16 protein-coding genes and 1 pseudogene are annotated in these 16014 nt (G+C 67.7%); 12 read left to right on the top strand and 5 right to left on the bottom strand.

Translation table 11 applies throughout. The annotated features are described in order from the left end of the window. The first annotated feature begins 641 nt into the window (after positions 1 to 641). Complete coding sequence (locus D473_RS0110960) at positions 642 to 1442, top strand: SURF1 family protein (RefSeq protein ID WP_017609114.1); 801 nt, start codon at positions 642 to 644, stop codon at positions 1440 to 1442. Here D473_RS0110960 and D473_RS0110955 read toward each other — a convergent pair. After that, positions 1418 to 1816, bottom strand: a complete 399-nt coding sequence (locus tag D473_RS0110955; RefSeq protein ID WP_017609113.1) for a DUF3817 domain-containing protein — start codon at positions 1814 to 1816, stop codon at positions 1418 to 1420. The two genes, D473_RS0110960 and D473_RS0110955, sit on opposite strands and share 25 nt — an antisense overlap. A gap of 159 nt (positions 1817 to 1975) precedes the next feature. Continuing rightward, positions 1976 to 3499 (bottom strand): glycosyltransferase family 2 protein, encoded by a 1524-nt coding sequence (locus D473_RS0110950; RefSeq protein ID WP_026126828.1) that lies wholly within the window; start codon positions 3497 to 3499, stop codon positions 1976 to 1978. Positions 3500 to 3901: 402 nt separating this feature from the next. Between D473_RS0110950 and D473_RS0110945 the strand changes: the two genes are divergently transcribed. From D473_RS0110945 to D473_RS0110935, 3 genes are all read left to right on the top strand, one after another. Further along, positions 3902 to 4579: a WbqC family protein gene (locus D473_RS0110945; protein WP_017609111.1), complete on the top strand. Its 678-nt coding sequence runs from the start codon at positions 3902 to 3904 to the stop codon at positions 4577 to 4579. Between the two features lie 120 nt (positions 4580 to 4699). Then, positions 4700 to 5413, top strand: a complete 714-nt coding sequence (locus D473_RS0110940) for a PIG-L deacetylase family protein (protein ID WP_017609110.1) — start codon at positions 4700 to 4702, stop codon at positions 5411 to 5413. A gap of 95 nt (positions 5414 to 5508) precedes the next feature. Continuing rightward, complete coding sequence (locus tag D473_RS0110935; RefSeq protein ID WP_017609109.1) at positions 5509 to 6528, top strand: NAD-dependent epimerase/dehydratase family protein; 1020 nt, start codon at positions 5509 to 5511, stop codon at positions 6526 to 6528. 115 nt (positions 6529 to 6643) lie between these two features. On the opposite strand, the gene D473_RS0110930 is transcribed toward D473_RS0110935, so the two are convergent. Together D473_RS0110930 and D473_RS0110925 are read right to left on the bottom strand one after the other, a co-directional pair. Continuing rightward, complete coding sequence (locus D473_RS0110930) at positions 6644 to 7015, bottom strand: DUF202 domain-containing protein (protein WP_017609108.1); 372 nt, start codon at positions 7013 to 7015, stop codon at positions 6644 to 6646. Next, complete coding sequence (locus D473_RS0110925; protein ID WP_026126826.1) at positions 7012 to 7383, bottom strand: YidH family protein; 372 nt, start codon at positions 7381 to 7383, stop codon at positions 7012 to 7014. The genes D473_RS0110930 and D473_RS0110925 overlap by 4 nt, the downstream gene beginning before the upstream one ends. A 276-nt stretch (positions 7384 to 7659) precedes the next feature. Here D473_RS0110925 and trxA point away from each other — a divergent pair, with 276 nt between their 5' ends. From trxA to D473_RS0110885, 7 genes are all read left to right on the top strand, one after another. Further along, positions 7660 to 8055: a thioredoxin gene (trxA, locus tag D473_RS0110920; protein WP_017609106.1), complete on the top strand. Its 396-nt coding sequence runs from the start codon at positions 7660 to 7662 to the stop codon at positions 8053 to 8055. Between the two features lie 279 nt (positions 8056 to 8334). Next, a complete protein-coding gene (gene pstB, locus D473_RS0110915; RefSeq protein WP_017609105.1) occupies positions 8335 to 9204 on the top strand; it encodes a phosphate ABC transporter ATP-binding protein PstB in 870 nt (289 codons plus the stop codon). A 49-nt stretch (positions 9205 to 9253) separates the two neighbouring features. Further along, positions 9254 to 10021, top strand: a complete 768-nt coding sequence (locus tag D473_RS0110910; protein ID WP_017609104.1) for a response regulator transcription factor — start codon at positions 9254 to 9256, stop codon at positions 10019 to 10021. A gap of 390 nt (positions 10022 to 10411) precedes the next feature. Beyond that, positions 10412 to 11563 carry a phosphate ABC transporter substrate-binding protein PstS gene (gene pstS, locus D473_RS0110905; RefSeq protein WP_017609103.1) on the top strand — a complete coding sequence of 384 codons (1152 nt, stop codon included), beginning with the start codon at positions 10412 to 10414 and terminating at the stop codon, positions 11561 to 11563. Positions 11564 to 11654: 91 nt separating this feature from the next. Then, on the top strand, positions 11655 to 12662 hold the full coding sequence (gene pstC / locus D473_RS0110900; protein ID WP_017609102.1) for a phosphate ABC transporter permease subunit PstC: 1008 nt from the start codon (positions 11655 to 11657) through the stop codon (positions 12660 to 12662). Beyond that, positions 12659 to 13567 carry a phosphate ABC transporter permease PstA gene (gene pstA / locus D473_RS0110895; protein WP_017609101.1) on the top strand — a complete coding sequence of 303 codons (909 nt, stop codon included), beginning with the start codon at positions 12659 to 12661 and terminating at the stop codon, positions 13565 to 13567. Before pstC ends, pstA begins: the two co-directional genes overlap by 4 nt. A gap of 77 nt (positions 13568 to 13644) precedes the next feature. After that, complete coding sequence (locus D473_RS0110885) at positions 13645 to 13863, top strand: EF-hand domain-containing protein (RefSeq protein ID WP_017609100.1); 219 nt, start codon at positions 13645 to 13647, stop codon at positions 13861 to 13863. A 30-nt stretch (positions 13864 to 13893) separates the two neighbouring features. Here the strand turns inward: D473_RS0110885 and D473_RS0110880 are convergent, their stop codons facing one another. After that, positions 13894 to 14610, bottom strand: a complete 717-nt coding sequence (locus D473_RS0110880) for a spermine/spermidine synthase domain-containing protein (RefSeq protein WP_026126825.1) — start codon at positions 14608 to 14610, stop codon at positions 13894 to 13896. 1033 nt (positions 14611 to 15643) lie between these two features. Between D473_RS0110880 and D473_RS24685 the strand changes: the two are divergent. Further along, a pseudogene (locus D473_RS24685) lies at positions 15644 to 16014 on the top strand (HNH endonuclease); the annotation flags it as partial.

Raw genomic sequence — 16014 nt, 5'->3', positions numbered from 1 at the left:
CGCAGGGGGCCTTCGGCCCAAGGGGCGACGCACCGCGCGAGGACTGTGGCTGAGCGAACCTGTCGCCTTTGGGGGAGGGGAGAGCCTGCACCGTGCACCTGCGCTGGGGGCTGAGCCCTTTGTGTGGTTGAGCATCTGGGTCTCTTGTGGCCCGGGAGAACCTGCACCGTGCACGTGCTCTGGGGCTCAGCCCTTTGTGTGGTTGAGCATCTGGGTCTCTTGTGGCCGGGGAGAACCTGCACCGTGCACGTGCTCTGGGGCTGAGCCCTTTGTGTGGCTGAACCCACCAGGGCCCTGTGGTTGCGCGGGGTCGGCACCCCTGGGGAGGCCCGGCCCACACAAAAAGCGGCGAGGGTCGCTTCCGCATCCCCCCTCAAAGTACGGAAGCGACCCTCGCCTGGGAAACGGCCGGCGACTCCTCCCCCCTGGAGTCGCGGCCTGGAAGGCCTCTCCGCGGAAGCGATCTTGTCGTTCCGCGTTGATAGGAACACTACCCACCCCAACCACGAATAACAACCCTCAGTCACGGAGAACTACTTAAAGTAACCGTCATTGACCAACAGAGAATTACCAAGCGTGTGTGGCCATCGTCAACCAGGGGTCACGAGCGTCCGCTCACAGGTCGCCCATAGCCTGGAACGGTGAGATCACCGCTCCTGAATCCGCGCTGGCTGGGCATCCATCTGGCGGCCCTGATCGTCCTGGCCGTGTGTGTCGCGGGCACCACATGGCAGGTCGTCCGCTCCTTCGAACCCGACCGGGAGACCATCACCAACCCGGTCGAGGACCTCGCCGAGGCCCGCCCCGTCGAGAAGGACTTCGAACCGGGCGAGTACATGCACCCGGACCGGATCGCCAACAACGCGGTGCAGGCCGACGGGCAGTACGACGCCGACGGCCAGCTCCTCGTGCCGCGGGCCATGGACGGTGTCGAGGGCTACGACGTGGTCCTCCCCCTGGTCGCCGACGACGGTGCGGCCATCACGATCAACCGGGGGTGGACCGAGGACCCCGACGGCATCCCCGAGCCGCCCGGCGGCCAGGTCTCCGTGACCGGATGGCTGCTGCCGGCCCAGACCGCCGAGGACGGCATCCGCCCCATGGAGATGCCCGAGGGCCAGGTGGAACGCATCTCCCCGGCCGTGCTCCTGCAGGAGTGGGAACACGACGCGATGTACGAGGGCTACATCGTCGTGCCCGAGGGCGACCCCGCCAACGACGGCCTCGAGCCGGTGCCGCCGCCAGAGCCTCCGAAGGGTGTCACGGTCAACTGGCGCAGCCTCAGCTACTCGGTCCAGTGGGGGATGTTCGGCGTCTCCGCGCTGGTCTTCTGGATCATCCTCATGCGCCGTGAACTGGAAGAGGCCCGCACCCCGGAAGGGGAACGGGCCTCGTCGGACGACGGCGACGGCGGGGGTCAACCGGTGCGTGCGGGCTCCTGAGAGCCGCCCTCCACGACGGCTTCCTCCTTCGCCTGCTCCTGCTTCACGATGCGGCGCTCGATGACGAAGCCCAGGACCGGGACGGTGCCCGAGAGCGCGACGCCCAGAGTGCGTCCGGCGCCCCAGCGGCGGTCCAGGGCCACCCAGATGACCACGAGCACGTAGGCCATGTACACGTATCCGTGCGGCAAGGTGATGTACATGACCAGGGGTGTGTCCGGGCCGAACCAGTGCTCCCAGCCCTGGGGTGCGCTGAAGAGGGCAAACATCGAGCTCTCTCCCACCAGGTACCTGGCGGGCATGGCCACGAACACCAGCCCGATCAGGAACACACCCGTGACGTAGGCGAGCACTCTGTACAGAGCGAACGACACGCGCCTCTTGTCCACCGTTACCTCACCCGTTTCGCGACGATCACAGGCTCCGCGGGGTGGCCGCAGGGCCTCTCCCCACGAGGCTAAACGCCGCCCGTGACCACCCCGATCCGGGGCCGACCCAGCCGGCGCCGGATCACAGGGTCGCGCGGAGCACGCCTACTTGGCGCGCACGGGGCTGGCCCAGCGGCCGTCGGAGCGGGCCGTCCACGCCTTGGGGATCGTGCGCAGCGCGAGGAAGGCGTCGATGATGCGGATCGGGAAGAAGAAGAGCCCGTAGACCAGGTAGGACGGGCGCCGCCGCACCATCGCCATCAGGCAGGTGAGCATGTAATCGGGCACGAAGAGCCCGACGAGCACCGCGGTGAGCGGCAGGAACGCGGTGACCGCGGTGAAGCCCTCCTCGAAGAAGGGCAGTGCCAGGACGGCGTCGCCCCCGAAGGTGCCCAGGACCACGAACGCCCCGACCAGCACGGTCGCCAGCAGTACGAGTGAGACGAGCACGACCTCGAGGACGTAGAGGAGCAGCGCGGCGCAGAAGCTGCTGGGCCAGAGCTTGTGGCGGCGGATGGTCTGCCAGAGCCCGAGGGTCCAGCGGCTGACCTGGCGGTAGTAGTCACGCAGAGTGAAGGGGTCCTGGCTGTAGGCCTTGGTGTCGGGCTCCATCGAGATCCGGCCGAGGCGCTTGTGGTGCACCTCGAAGGTCATGTTGAAGTCCTCGATGACCAGGCCCTCGGGGTTGATGTCGATCTCGCGCAGGGCGCTGGTGCGGTAGACGCTGGCGAAGCCCGGGACGATGAAGGACACGTTCGCATGGCGCCAGGTCTGCCCGAAGCGCATGAGGTACTGGAGCATGAAGTACAGGCGGTCACGGTAGGCGGAGATGAGGCGCCCCATGAAGCTGCGCCCGTCGGGTTTCCACTCCGAGACCACGAAACCGGCGACGGCGGCCACGTCCGGTTCGGCGAGCTGGCGCCTGGCCCCCTCGACGTAGCTCGGGTGCAGTTCGGTGTCGGCGTCGAGGATGAGCACGCCGTCGTAGTTGTCGGTGAGGGCGAACTCCTCGATGACGGCCTCGATGGCCCCGGCCTTGCCGCGGTTGTTGAGCAGCTCCAGGACGTTGACGCCGGTGCGTGCGGCGATCTCGGCGGTGGTGTCGGAGGAGGCGTCGGAGACCACGTAGACGTCCCAGCGGTCGAAGAGGCCCAGGGCCGAACCGATCGCCGCCTCGATGACCGGTTCCTCGTTGTGCGCCGGGATGATCACCGCGATGGACAGGTCGGCGGGGTCGAGGGTGCCCTCGCCCGAGCCGGGGTTTTCGGCGGTGTCCTCGATCTGTTCCGGACCGTCCTCGTCGGTGTCCGGAGGCGGCCCCGAGCCGCCGGCGCCGACGAGCACCCGCTCCGGTTCGCGCTCGACCGCCGTCCGTGCGGGGGCACCGAGACGTCGTCGCGCGACCAGGGAACGCACCGAGTCCTCACCCAGGCGCAGCAGCCCGACGACCGTCCAGAGCAGCAGGTTCACCCCGAAGGCCAGCCACAGGAAGACGTAGCCGAGGGCGCCCAGCCCGGATGCCGCCGCGACACCCGTCGCGAAGTCGAACCAGTAGACGAACAGAGCTGTGGCCAGAGCCAGGGCTACCAACCCGACCAGCACACCAGCGGTGAAACGCACGCTTCGCACAGTCCTGGAACCTCTCGAGAGTTCTGGGTTTCGGACCGACATTAACCCGCAAAGTCGGCGTTAGGTTGACGCCTCGCGGAACTGTTGGGTTCACATGCCTTCGTGGCCTATGGAGGCCACGCAAATCTTCTGCAAGGGCTTGCATCTGCTGCCACCCATTAGAAGATATGTGCGGTGGGCTTCCAACGGTTACGACTGTCTCCGGTTTATCCTGGTCGCCCGGAAGCGGCAGTACCGCCTACTTGTCCAGTACGACGGAGGAGAATCACCGGCGTGGCAGGTCCATTTTTGTCCAAATCGCCCTGTACTTCCCTTACGTCACATAGTCAACACGCCGTGGCGGATGAGACGTTCCACGAAACACCAGGCCGGAGAATCGCATGTGTCCACCAGCCGCACTATTTGCCCTGGTTGGGGCTCATCGACAAGATCGACCGTTCCGACGTCTATGTCGTACTGGACACGGTCCAGTTCGAACGTCGGGGCTGGCAGAACCGAAACTACGTCGCTGGAGAGGGCGGCAGGCAACTTCTCACGGTTCCGGTCGTCCAGACGGCCCGGGACGAGCGAATCCTGGACAAGCAGATCGACAACACACAGAAATGGAGGATGAAGCACCATCGCGCGCTCCTGAACCACAGCTACCGAAGCGCGCCGTACCTGGATGAATACCGCGAGGATGCCTCCCGTCTCTACGAGCAGAGATGGGATCACATGGCAGAACTGTCCATCGCCACGACACACCTGCTCCTCGAAGCCTTCGGGATCGACACACCCGTTGTGCGTGCCAGCCGGCTCGGGGAGTTCACCGGACGCAAGAGCGAACTCATCGCCCAGGTGTGCAACGCCGTCGACGCCGACACCCTGCTGTCAGGGGACGGCGCACGCGGCTACCTCGACGCCGACCTGTTGAAACAGCACGGGGTCGAGGTCGAGTGGCAGGACTTCGAGCACCCCGTCTACCCGCAGCGAAGCGGCGGATCCGACGGGTTCACCTCGCACCTGGCCGCGATCGATCTGCTGTTCAACGCGGGACCGGCGTCACTCGAGCTGCTCCGGAGCGCCCGGCGACCGCTCTGACACACCTGCCGCCCCGTACGACAACACGAGCCGACACGACCCGGACCGCATCGGGACCGCCCCGCTGCGTTGAATCCCCCCCAGTCGCCTCCTCCAGAGATCAAAGGACGGAAACTGGAAATGACGACGGACTGGTCCCGAGAGCGCGTCCTCATCTTCGCGCCCCATCCCGACGACGAGACACTCGGCTGCGGCGGCCTCATGAGCAAGGCCAAGGACGCGGGCGCCGAGGTGTTCGTACAGTTCTTCACGGTTGGCGACACCGCCGACCAATCGCCCAAGGGCTTCTCGACCGCACAGGAACGCCGCACCGAGATCAAGAAGGTCGCAGACCACTTCCGCTGGGACGACTGGCACATGGCCCTGCCCGGCGACCAGTACCACCTGCGTCTGGACACCGTGGCCCGAGTCGACCTCAACCAACTCATCGAGAGGGACAGCCCCCTGTCGATCACGCGCCTGCGACCCACTGTCGTCATCGCGCCGCACCACACGAGTTACAACCAGGACCACCAGGTCGTCGCCGACGCGGTACACACGTCGCTGCGGCCCTCCGACCACCGGCTGCGCCACCACCCGAGGCTGGTCCTGGCCTACGAGGAAGCCGCCGACCAGTGGCGCACCGACGCGGTCGTCCCGCCCAACCTGATCGTCGAGCTCCGGGAACGGGACGTCGAAGCCAAGCTCGGCGGCATGGAGATGTACGGGTCCCAGAGCCACGAACACCCGCACACCCGATCGGAGCTGACCCTGCGCAGCCTCGCAGCCCTGCGCGGCATGCAGGCCGGGGTCGCCCACGGCGAGGGTTACCACGTTCTGCGCCACCTGTTGTGAACCGGCCGACCGTCCACCGACCGCATTCCCCACGAGGGACCAGACCTTCCGACAGAAATGACAGAACGACACACCGCCTGCAGTGGAGGGGAACAATGAAGGCCGTAGTCACCGGTGGAGCCGGTTTCATCGGTTCGCACTTGTGCGACCATCTCATCGCCCAGGGGCACCAGGTCACCGTCGTCGACGATCTGTCGACCGGGTCCATGGCCAACCTGGCCCAGCTCGGCGAGGAGCCCGGTTTCTCCTTCGTCCAGGGCGACATCCTGGACCGCGAGCTCATCGACGAGCTCGTCTCGGACGCGGACACCGTGTACCACCTGGCCGCCGCCGTGGGTGTCTACAACATCGTGGACAACCCTCTGCGCTCACTGCGCACCAACCTGCACGGCACCGAGAACATCGTCGAGGCGGCCGTCCGCCACCGTGTGCCCTACATGGTGGCCTCCACCAGCGAGGTCTACGGCAAGAACGACGCCGACGGCCTCAAGGAGGACGACGACCGCATCTACGGTTCGCCCACCAAGAGCCGCTGGTCCTACGCCGCGGCCAAGGGCCTGGACGAACTGGTCGCCTACGTGCACGGCGCCGAGTCCGGCGTGCCGTGTGTCATCACGCGGTTCTTCAACGTCGTGGGCCCGCGCCAGACCGGCCGCTACGGCATGGTGGTGCCGCGCTTCGTCGACCAGGCCCTGGCCGGCGAGCCCATCACCGTGTACGGCACGGGCGCCCAGCGGCGCTGCTTCGGCTCGGTCTTCGACGTGGTCCCGGCGATGACGCGCCTGATGGACACCCCGCAGTCCTTCAACCAGGCCGTCAACCTCGGCGGGCGCGAGGAGATCTCGATCAAGGGGCTGGCCGACCGGGTCGTGGAGCTCACCGGGGCCGACAGCCCGATCACCTACACGGACTACGAGCAGGCCTACGGAGAGGGGTACGAGGACATGCAGCGCCGCTACCCCGACACCTCGTTGGCCAGGCGGCTCATCGGTTACGAACCCACCCGCGACCTCGACGCCATCATCCACTCGATCGTCGACCACCGGCGTTCGGGGCTCGATGCGGCGGCCGAGCCGGTGACGGCCGCGGCGACCGCGGCCACGGCCCCCGTGTAGACGGCGCGAACGGCTGCGGGGCCCGGTCGCTCGGAGAGGCCGCGGCCCCGGTCCCGGGCCCGCCGGGGCGCACCCGCGAGTGCCCCGACGGGGCCGCCCCCGTGCGCGGTCCGTTTCATTGCAGGAACACAGTGGCGAGCAGGAGCACGCTCATCCCCAGCGTCACCGCACACAGCAGGAGCATCGCCCAGGGACGGGCGACGTTGGTCGGCGTCCCGCCCGTCACGGGGTCACGGGTGCCCATGGTGCTCCGGCGCCAGCGCACCCACAGGTGGGTCGAGACGACGGCGAAGACGATCAGCAGCGCCACCATGAGGACCACCCGCACCTGGGGCGGGGCTTCGGGGACGGCCGCTTCCCCCGGCACCAGAGCGCCCCGCATGTGCAGCAGTCCGACCACCAGGACGAGAGCGAGGGTGCGCTGCCACGACATCAGGGTGCGTTCGGGTTGCAGGCCGGGATCGGTACGTGGACCGGAGGTACTCACAGCAGGTTCCCCAACAGCACCAGCAGCGACACCAAGGCCACCACGAACGTGGTGATGAGCGGCAACATGCTCAGTTTGAGCGGTGCGCCCCGGCCCATGGCCTTCTGTACCCGCAGCCATCGCACCGGGGCGTAGACGGTGATGACCCCGGCCAGCAGCGTCAGCAGCAGTCCCACGGCTGTGCGGGTCGCCTCGCTCCACTCCAAGGGCAACAGATGCAGGACCGCCACGGCGCCCGCGAGCAGGGCCAAGGCGGTGCGGACCCAGGCCAGGAACGTTCGTTCGTTGGCGAGGGTGAACCGGTAGTCGACGGTTCCGGCACCGGCGTCCCCGGCCGTTCCCCCGTGCTCCGGTGTCCCGGTCTCCATCATGCCCTTCTCTCTTGGTCTTGTCGCGGGTTCCTGTCTCACCCCCAGTCAACCTCCTCCTTCCCGTCCGAACTGGTAGGGACGGTGTGATCGGCCGGCCCACGGGCCTCGGCAGGGGCGTCCCGGCTTCCGTTGGAATGCGGCCCGCAGGTGACCGTGTTGTCGCAAGAACCTGATCGACCGCGACCGGTCGCGTGCCGCCGGAGCTGATGCTCACGGGGGTTCACGCCTGGTAGTAAGACCGGGTAGGCGACGCCCAACACTCAAGGAGACCACGTGGCCACCGTCGAGCTCACGAAGGACAATTTCGCGGACACGCTGCAGGACAACGACTTCGTCCTCATCGACTTCTGGGCGGACTGGTGCGGCCCCTGCCGCCAGTTCGCGCCCGTCTTCGAGAAGTCCTCGGAGACGCACACCGACATCGTGCACGCCAAGGTCGACACCGAGGCCCAGCGCGAGTTGGCCTTCGAGTTCAAGATCCAGTCCATCCCGACCCTGATGATCGTGCGCGAGCGCACCGTCATCTACAACGAGCCGGGTGCCCTGCCTGCCGAGGCTCTGGAGAGCCTGATCACCCAGGCCAAGGAGCTGGACATGGAGGAGGTCCGGCAGAAGATCGACGAGCAGGACGGCCAGGAAGGCGAGCAGCAGAACGATCAGCAGGGCTGATCCGCTGCCGAGCGGCGTCACGGGACCGGTCCCCCGCCGGGTGTGTGGGGACCGGTCCCTTCGTCGCTCCAGGAGGGGGAGCGGGCCGCGGGCACGCACACCCACGGGGCGGTGACGCCCGGTCACACCTTCGGTGACCGGGCACCCCCATTCCACCTCCCACGTTCACTCTTGCCACGGAGCTCGTTCACCGGGACTTCATGCTGACCCCTTTGTATGGGTATGACTGCGCAGCTTCCCGCTGCGCCCCGAATGCAGCCCGACCCCGGAAGTGGCTCCATGTCTGCCAGCAACACCACCGCGAACCCTCGTGACGCCGAGCCGGGCGCCGGCCCCGACACCGCCGCGCACGGACGGAAGAGGCCCGCGTCGGGCGAGCCCGTCTTCGAGGTGTCCGACCTGTCCATCGTCTACGGGACCAACAGGGCCGTGCGCGACGTGAACCTCAAGGTCGACCCTCAGCAGATCACCGCGATGATCGGCCCGTCCGGCTGCGGCAAGAGCACGGTCCTGCGCACCCTGAACCGCATGAACGATCTCATCCCCGGTGCCCGGGTCGAGGGCCGGGTGACCTATCACGGCGAGGACCTCTACGCCCCCGAGGTCGACCCCATCGAGGTGCGCCGCCGCATCGGGATGGTCTTCCAGAAGCCCAACCCGTTCCCCAAGTCGATCTACGACAACGTCGCCTACGGCCCCCGTATCAACGGCATGCGCGGCAACATGGACGAGATCGTCGAGCGGAGCCTGGTCAAGGCCGCCCTGTGGGAGGAGGTCAAGGACAAGCTCAAGGACAACGCGTTCGCGCTGTCCGGCGGCCAGCAGCAGCGCCTGTGCATCGCCCGGACGATCGCGGTCAACCCCGAGGTCATCCTCATGGACGAACCGTGCTCGGCACTGGACCCGATCGCCACCCTCAAGATCGAGGACCTCATGTACGAGCTCGCGAGCGAGTACACGATCGTCATCGTCACCCACAACATGCAGCAGGCGGCGCGGGTCTCGGACCGCACGGCCTTCTTCACCGCCTCCGTCGACGAGGCCGGGGACCGCTTCGGCAACCTCGTGGAGTACGACGAGACCTCCACGATCTTCAGCAGGCCCGCCGACCAGCGCACCGAGGACTACATCGCCGGACGCTTCGGCTGACCCTCCTCTCGCCCCGGGACCGCACATCCCCTCGACGAAGTGGACCCCCATGCCCGCTGTCACGCCATCGATCCCCGGACCCACGGAGGCACTGGACGTGTCGGGGCCGGCAGGGGACCCGCTCCGGGTGCTGTTGGTGGAACCGGAATCGGAGCAATCGCACCAGCTCGTGCTGTCACTGAGCGGCCACGACGTGGACATCACCGTGTGCGTGGACGGCGCCGAGGCCCTGCTGCGGGTGGGGATGGCTCGCCCCGACACTCTGCTCACCAACGCGGATCCGCCGGAAGTGGAGCTGGAGACCCTGGTGCGGGTGACGCGGCGCGTCACCGACATCCCGATCCTCATCGGGGTGGGGACCGGTGACTCGCAGCGTGCGGTGCGGGCCCTGGCCGCGGGTGCGACGGCATGTGTCAGCCGCCCGTACAGGATCCCGGAGCTGGCCGCGCTGCTGCGCGGCTCCCTGCCCCCCGGTGAGCACGGTGAGACGAACGGAGCGGGGACGATGGTGGTCCGTGCGGGGGCGTTGGAGTTGGACACGCTCGGGCACCGGCTGTTCGTGGACGGCGCCCCGGTGGACCTGGCCCTGCGCGAGTTCGGGATCATGGACTTCCTGTTGCGCAACGACGGCCGGGTGGTCGACCGCGAGGAACTGTGGACCGAGGTCTGGCACAAACCCCTGCCTCCGGTGAACAACACGATCGCGGTGCACATCCGCCGTCTGCGGCACAAACTGGGTGACTCCGAGGCGCGGCCCCGGTTCATACACACGGTGCGCGGGGTCGGTTACCGGCTCGACGCGGGCAGCGGGGGATGATCCCCGTCGAACGCCCCTCACCGGGTGGCCGGAAACGTGTTTCCGGCCACCGTGTGACTTCGTTCATTTCCCCGACACCCTCTGCGATGAAATGAACGCACACGTGAACTGAACCCGCGGCAGAAAACGCACGAGAAAAACACCCGCACCGGCGCCCGACGCCGGTGCTTCAGTCGTTCCTGCAGGTGGACAGCGCCCCTCGAGAGGGCAACAGGCCACCACAGAAAATACCCCCCGCTCGATGCGTTATCGATTAGTGACATCGATTCACTGCCCATTCACCGGCTTTCCACCATCTCGTCCCGATCGCGATGTCCAGGCGTCTTTATCTGCTCCTAATGTCGTTTCTGTCAGCCCCGACAGTGGTGATTCGACGAGGAGAAACAGGACATGCGCAACGGGCGTTCCAAGCTCGCCACTCTGGCGGCCATCCCCTTGCTCGCGGCCGCGTGCAGCAGCGGGGGCGAGGACACCGAAAACGCCAACACCAGTGGAGACGCCCTCAGCGGGTCTCTGACCGGTGCCGGCGCCAGCTTCCCGGACCCGCTCTTCCAGGACTGGATCTACACGTACACCAACGACGTCCAGCCCGATACCAGCATCAACTACCAGAGCGTGGGCTCCGGTGCCGGGATCGAGCAGTTCATGGAGGAGACCGTCGACTTCGGCTCCTCCGAGGAGTACCTCGACGACGAGGCCCTCCAGGAGGCCGCCGACAACCGCGGCTGTGAAGCCCTCCAGTTCCCCGTCACCTTCGGCTCCGTGGTCATCGCCATGAACAACCCCGAGCTGGACGGACTGGCCCTGGACGCGGAGACCATCGCCGGGATCTACTCCCGCGACATCACCACCTTCGACGACCCGGCGATCGCCGAACTCAACCCGGAGATGGACCTGCCCAGCGACGAGATCGTTCCGGTCCACCGCTCCGACAGCTCCGGCACCACCGCCGTGTTCACCCACTACCTCGCCCACGAGGTCGAGTCCTGGGACGAGGAGTACGGAGAGGGCAAGGAGCTCGACTGGCCCTCCGGCCTGGTCGGCGGCCAGCAGAACGACGGTGTCTCACAGGGCATCACCCAGAACCCGGGCGGCCTGGGCTACGTGAACCAGTCCTTCGCCCAGGAGTCGGAGCTGTCGGTCGCCCACGTCGTCAACTCCGACGGTGAGCCCATCGAGCCGACCACCGAGTCGACGATCGCCGCCTCCGAGGAGGCCGAGGTTCCCGAGAACTTCCAGTTCCACATCGACGACATCGGTGGCTCGGGTTACCCGATCGCCGGCACCAACTGGATCTTCACCTACACCTGCGGTTACGACCAGGAGACCACCGACACTCTCGTCGACTACTGGACCTGGGCCCTGACCGACGAGTCCGCGCAGGAGATCGCCGGCGAGCTGGGCTACGCGCCCCTCGGCGACGAGCTCACCGAGCGGGTCATCGCCGAGCTGGAGCGCACCAACTCCGAGAACGGCGACGGCTCCGAGGACGGCGAGGACGAGGACTCCGAGGAGGACTCCGCCGAGGACGGCGACCAGTAGATCCCCTTCGGCGGGGCCGGGCCACACAGCCCGGCCCCGCCGTACACAGTTCACGCTCTCCGCTCCCACGAAAGCCATTGAGGAGAAGCACATGCCCACCGAGGCCCCCGAGGCCCCGCAGGCCCCAGAGGAACGCCCGAGGGGGACGCTGACCTCCGGCCGGGGCCGACTGGCCGACCCGATCTTCAAGTGGGTCGTCGCCGGCTGCGGGACACTCGTCCTGATCATCCTGGCCCTGATGGTGATCCGCACGACGGCCGAAGCCTGGCCCGTCTTCGCCAAGGAGGGTTTCTTCGGGTTCCTCTTCGGCGAGGAGTGGACCAGCGGAGACTCACGCACCGAGATCACCGGCACCTACGGGGCCTGGCCCTTCATCTACGGCACCCTGATCACCGCCGCCATCGCGATCGTCATCGCGCTGCCGCTGTCGATCATGGTCGCCGTCTACCTGACCCACATGGCTCCGACCCGGCTCGCCAAGCCGCTGTCCTACACCGTCGAGCTGCTCGCCGCGGTGCCCAGCGTCATCTTCGGCCTGTGGGGCCTGCACTGGTTCCTCCCGAACGTGATGCGGCCCTTCTTCGAGTGGCTCGAGGGCCTGCTCGGATGGTTCTTCCTCTTCGAGGGACCCGTGCTGGGGGTGGGATACCTGCCCGCCGGCATCGTGCTGGCCATCATGATCCTGCCGATCATGACCGCGATCGTGCGCGAGGTCATCGTCGTCCAGCCCCTGGACCAGCAGATGGCCTCCTACGCACTGGGCTCCACCCGCTGGGAGGTCATCACCAAGGTCGTGCTGCCGTCGAGCTTCTCCGGCATCGTCGCCGCCGCCATGCTCGGCATGGGCCGCGCGCTCGGCGAGACCATCGCAGTGCTCATGCTCATCGGCGGCTCGCAGTCCTGGGGCGCCAGCCTCTTCGGTACCGGAAGCAGCATGGCCTCCCACATCGCCGCGACCTTCGGTGAGGCCAACCCCGAGACCCGGACCGCCCTCATGGCGATCGGCGTCGCCCTCTTCCTGGTCACGATGGTCATCAACATCCTCGCCCGCGTCATCGTCTGGCGTCTGGGGCAGACGAAGGGAGACGCCGCCGTATGAGCGCCCCCACCACCGACCGACCCGCGTCGGCGCCCGCACCGCTGAGCCAGCTGCCCCCGGGTTCCGGCTTGCGCAGATTCAAGAACCGTTCCGCGACCGTCGTCCTCACCGGGGCGATGGTCCTGGCGATGGTCCCGCTGTTCCTCATCATCTTCGAGGTGCTCAACCGCGGCATCGGCGTCGTCAACCTGGGGTTCTTCACCGAGACCGAGCCGCCCCCGCGCCGCGACGGAGGCGGGTACGCGGCCGGGTTCATCGGCACGCTCTACATCATGGCGCTGGCGATCCTCATGTCGATCCCGTTCGGCATCGCCACCGCCGTCTACGTCGTCGAGTACGGGCCCAACCGGCTGACGGCCTCGATCCGCTTCTTCACCGACGTGATGACCGGGATCCCGTCGATCTTCGTCGGCCTGTTCGTGTACGGGCTGCTGGTGATCGGCTGGGGCGGCCTGGGCTTCGGTACCTTCGTGGGTGCCGTCGCGATCGGTGTGATGATGCTGCCGATCGTGACCCGGTCGGCGGAGGAGATGCTGCGGCTGGTGCCCGATGAGATGCGCAACGCCAGCTACGGCCTCGGCGCGCGCAAGTGGCAGACCATCATGCGCACGGTGTTGCCGGCCGCCGCTCCCGGCCTGACGACCGGGTCGATGCTCGCGATCGCCCGCGGTATCGGCGAGACCGCACCGCTGATGCTGACCGCGTTCGGTTCGGGTCTGATCGTGACGGCCTTCCAGGGTGAGCCGCAGGGTTCGGTGCCGCTACAGCTCTACCGCGGTGCCGCGCAGCCCTTCGAGGCCGGCATCGACCGTGCCTGGGGCGCGGCCCTCTGCTTGTTCGCGCTGGTGCTGGTGTTCACGGTCGCGGCCCGCTGGATCGGGTCGCGCGCCTCCATCGGGAAGTAGGGCGGCACGGTGCCCGGCCGGGCGTCGGAGGGCGGTAACCTTCCCGGGACCCGCCCCCGATCCCCGGAGCGTTCCCCATGTCCGAGCAGACCGACTACGCGGCCACCTTCTCCCTGGTGGACAGCGACGGCGACGGCCTGATCTCCGCAGACGAGTTCCTCTCCCTCATGAGCAATCTGGGTGAGGAGAGCACCCCGGAGCAGGCCGTCGCCGCCGTGCGCGAGATGGACTCCGACGGCGACGACCGGGTGTCCCTGACGGAGTTCACCGCCTATATGGCCCGCAACCACGCGTGAGGTCCCGGCGCGTGTGAGAGCCCGGCGGGGTCAGTGCGGGGCCGTGGCGACGTAGACGACGTCCGGCACACCTCGGGCGACAGGGACCTCGACCACGTCCACGGAGGCGAACCGGTCACGCAGCTGCGTCTCGAAGGCCGCCACCTCGTTCGCGCTCCAGAACGTCAGGACCCCGCCGGGTGCGAGCAGCCGGACGAGGCGGTCGAGCCCGTCGGAGCTGTAGAGGCGGCCGTTGCCCTCGACCACGGTCCAGTCGGGGCCGTTGTCGGTGTCCATGCAGATCGCGTCGTAGCGCTCGGGTTCCTCGGCCTCGGAGGCCTCGGCCAGCCACGTGACGAGGTCGGCGTTGTGGACCCGGCAACGGGGGTCCTGGTGCACGTGTCCGGCGGCCTCGCCGAGTTCGCCGTCGTGCCAGTCGATGACGTGCGGCTCCAGCTCGACCACGTCCACACGGGCCACGCGGGGGTGGTCGAGCGCCTCGCGGGCGGAGAATCCCACACCCAGTCCGCCGATCAGGACCCGGGCCAGGGAACGCCCGCGCGGCAGGGCCGCCAGGCTCGCGCGCACCATCTCGCGCTCGGAGGTGCCGTCCCGGGTGTCCATGAGGAAGAGCCCGTTGCTGTAGATCTCGTAGTGCGCCCCCACGCGGCGGAGCACGAGGTCTCCCCCGGTCTCACCGGTCACGCGCGCCAGGGTGGCCTTCTCGCCGTCCGGTTCGGACGCGGGCGCTGTCATCGGCTGGTCCATGCCCATATTCTGCCCCCGGCACGGGGCGCGGGCATCCGGGCCGGGACGGGCACCACGTGTGGCCGGCCCCGGCAAAAACCCTGTGCGTCGTCCGAGGACCCTCCGCTAAGCTCCCCGACCGTGGGTATCTGCGTTGTCTTCATCCGGGACCGCCGCTTCTAGCGGCGCGGTCCCTCGATTCCTCTTCCGAGCACCCGCCGCTCTCAGCAGCTATCGCTGGGCGGCCCTGCACGAGGCGTTCGGCGGGGGCCGGTGAGACGGGTCCTGTTCCGACTGCCCCGGTCACGTCCCGCGGGTGAGCCCGCGGCCCAGTTGTACTGCTCACAGAGGTCTTGTTCTTCCCCTGGTTGGGCATGCGCCACCTATGGATCCTGGGCAGCAGAGTTCGGGGGTTTCTGGATTTCGGGGTCGCGGAGTGGGGTTCGTTGATGTGATCGGGGTTCGGGGACGGGGGGATTGGGTTTATTCGGAATGAGGGTTCTTGTGGTGCCGGGGGACCGTGGTTCGTCGGGGTCGGGATTTTAGCCCGGCCGGGTCTACGCGCAACCCGCTTCGGCGCCACACACACCTGATTCTTTGCGGGGATGGTGGCGGCGTTCTGCGGGGTTGACCACGGCGCCTCGGGGTGTGCGCTCCGACCCTTGACGCCGGGCTCACCCGACCCTCATCGACGAACCCCTCCACCCCGGCGCCCGGTCGCCAAAGAAGTGGGGTCCCAAAAGCCAACCCCCTGTGGTGGCCACATTGCGACCACCGGGCCAGGTGTGTGCGCGGCCGCTCGCTCCTGCGAAGGCACCGGCCAACGACTGGCCCCGGCACTCCCGGTGACGCATCGAGGCCAGGGCAAGCCGGCGTGCGCGCGGTTCGGCCCTTCTTATTTTATCGCGGGAAAGCGGGACGGTGGAGTTATCCACAAGGCCATTTTCGGGGAATATCTAAGGAGAACCCCGAGGCGGCTTCGTAGATCAAGGTAAGGGTCTTACACCCTTGGGGATAGTGCCGTTTCCAGAGATGCTTCTTTTAGAATGGAAGCATGACGGACCACACCGCAGCACCCAGCGCAGGAACGGCCCCCGACGCGGCCGTTGCCGCGCTGGGCGCTGCGGCCGATGAGGTCATCGCCTCCTTCGGCGGTGATATTCCGTTCGGTGCGGCTGCTGGTGTGTTGGAGCGTATCGAGGCGGTGCACGCCAATATCGACGAGCTCACGGTCGCGATGCTCGCCCCGCTCGCGCGGATGGAAGCCTCGGGTGAATTGCTCGAAGAGGGCGGCCAGAAAAACGCGGGTGCCTACCTGGCTCACGCGTGGGGCATCCATTCCGATGAGGCCAAGCGGCTGGCCCTGTTGGCCACCGGCCTGCACACCGGGTCCCTGCCCGACACGGCTGCCGCTCTCGCGGAGGG

It is taken from the genome of Nocardiopsis xinjiangensis YIM 90004, from assembly GCF_000341145.1.
In the GTDB taxonomy this organism is placed as follows: domain Bacteria; phylum Actinomycetota; class Actinomycetes; order Streptosporangiales; family Streptosporangiaceae; genus Nocardiopsis; species Nocardiopsis xinjiangensis.
The sequence above is the reverse complement of the archived record's forward strand: the minus strand, read 5'-3'. Positions and strand labels throughout refer to the sequence as shown.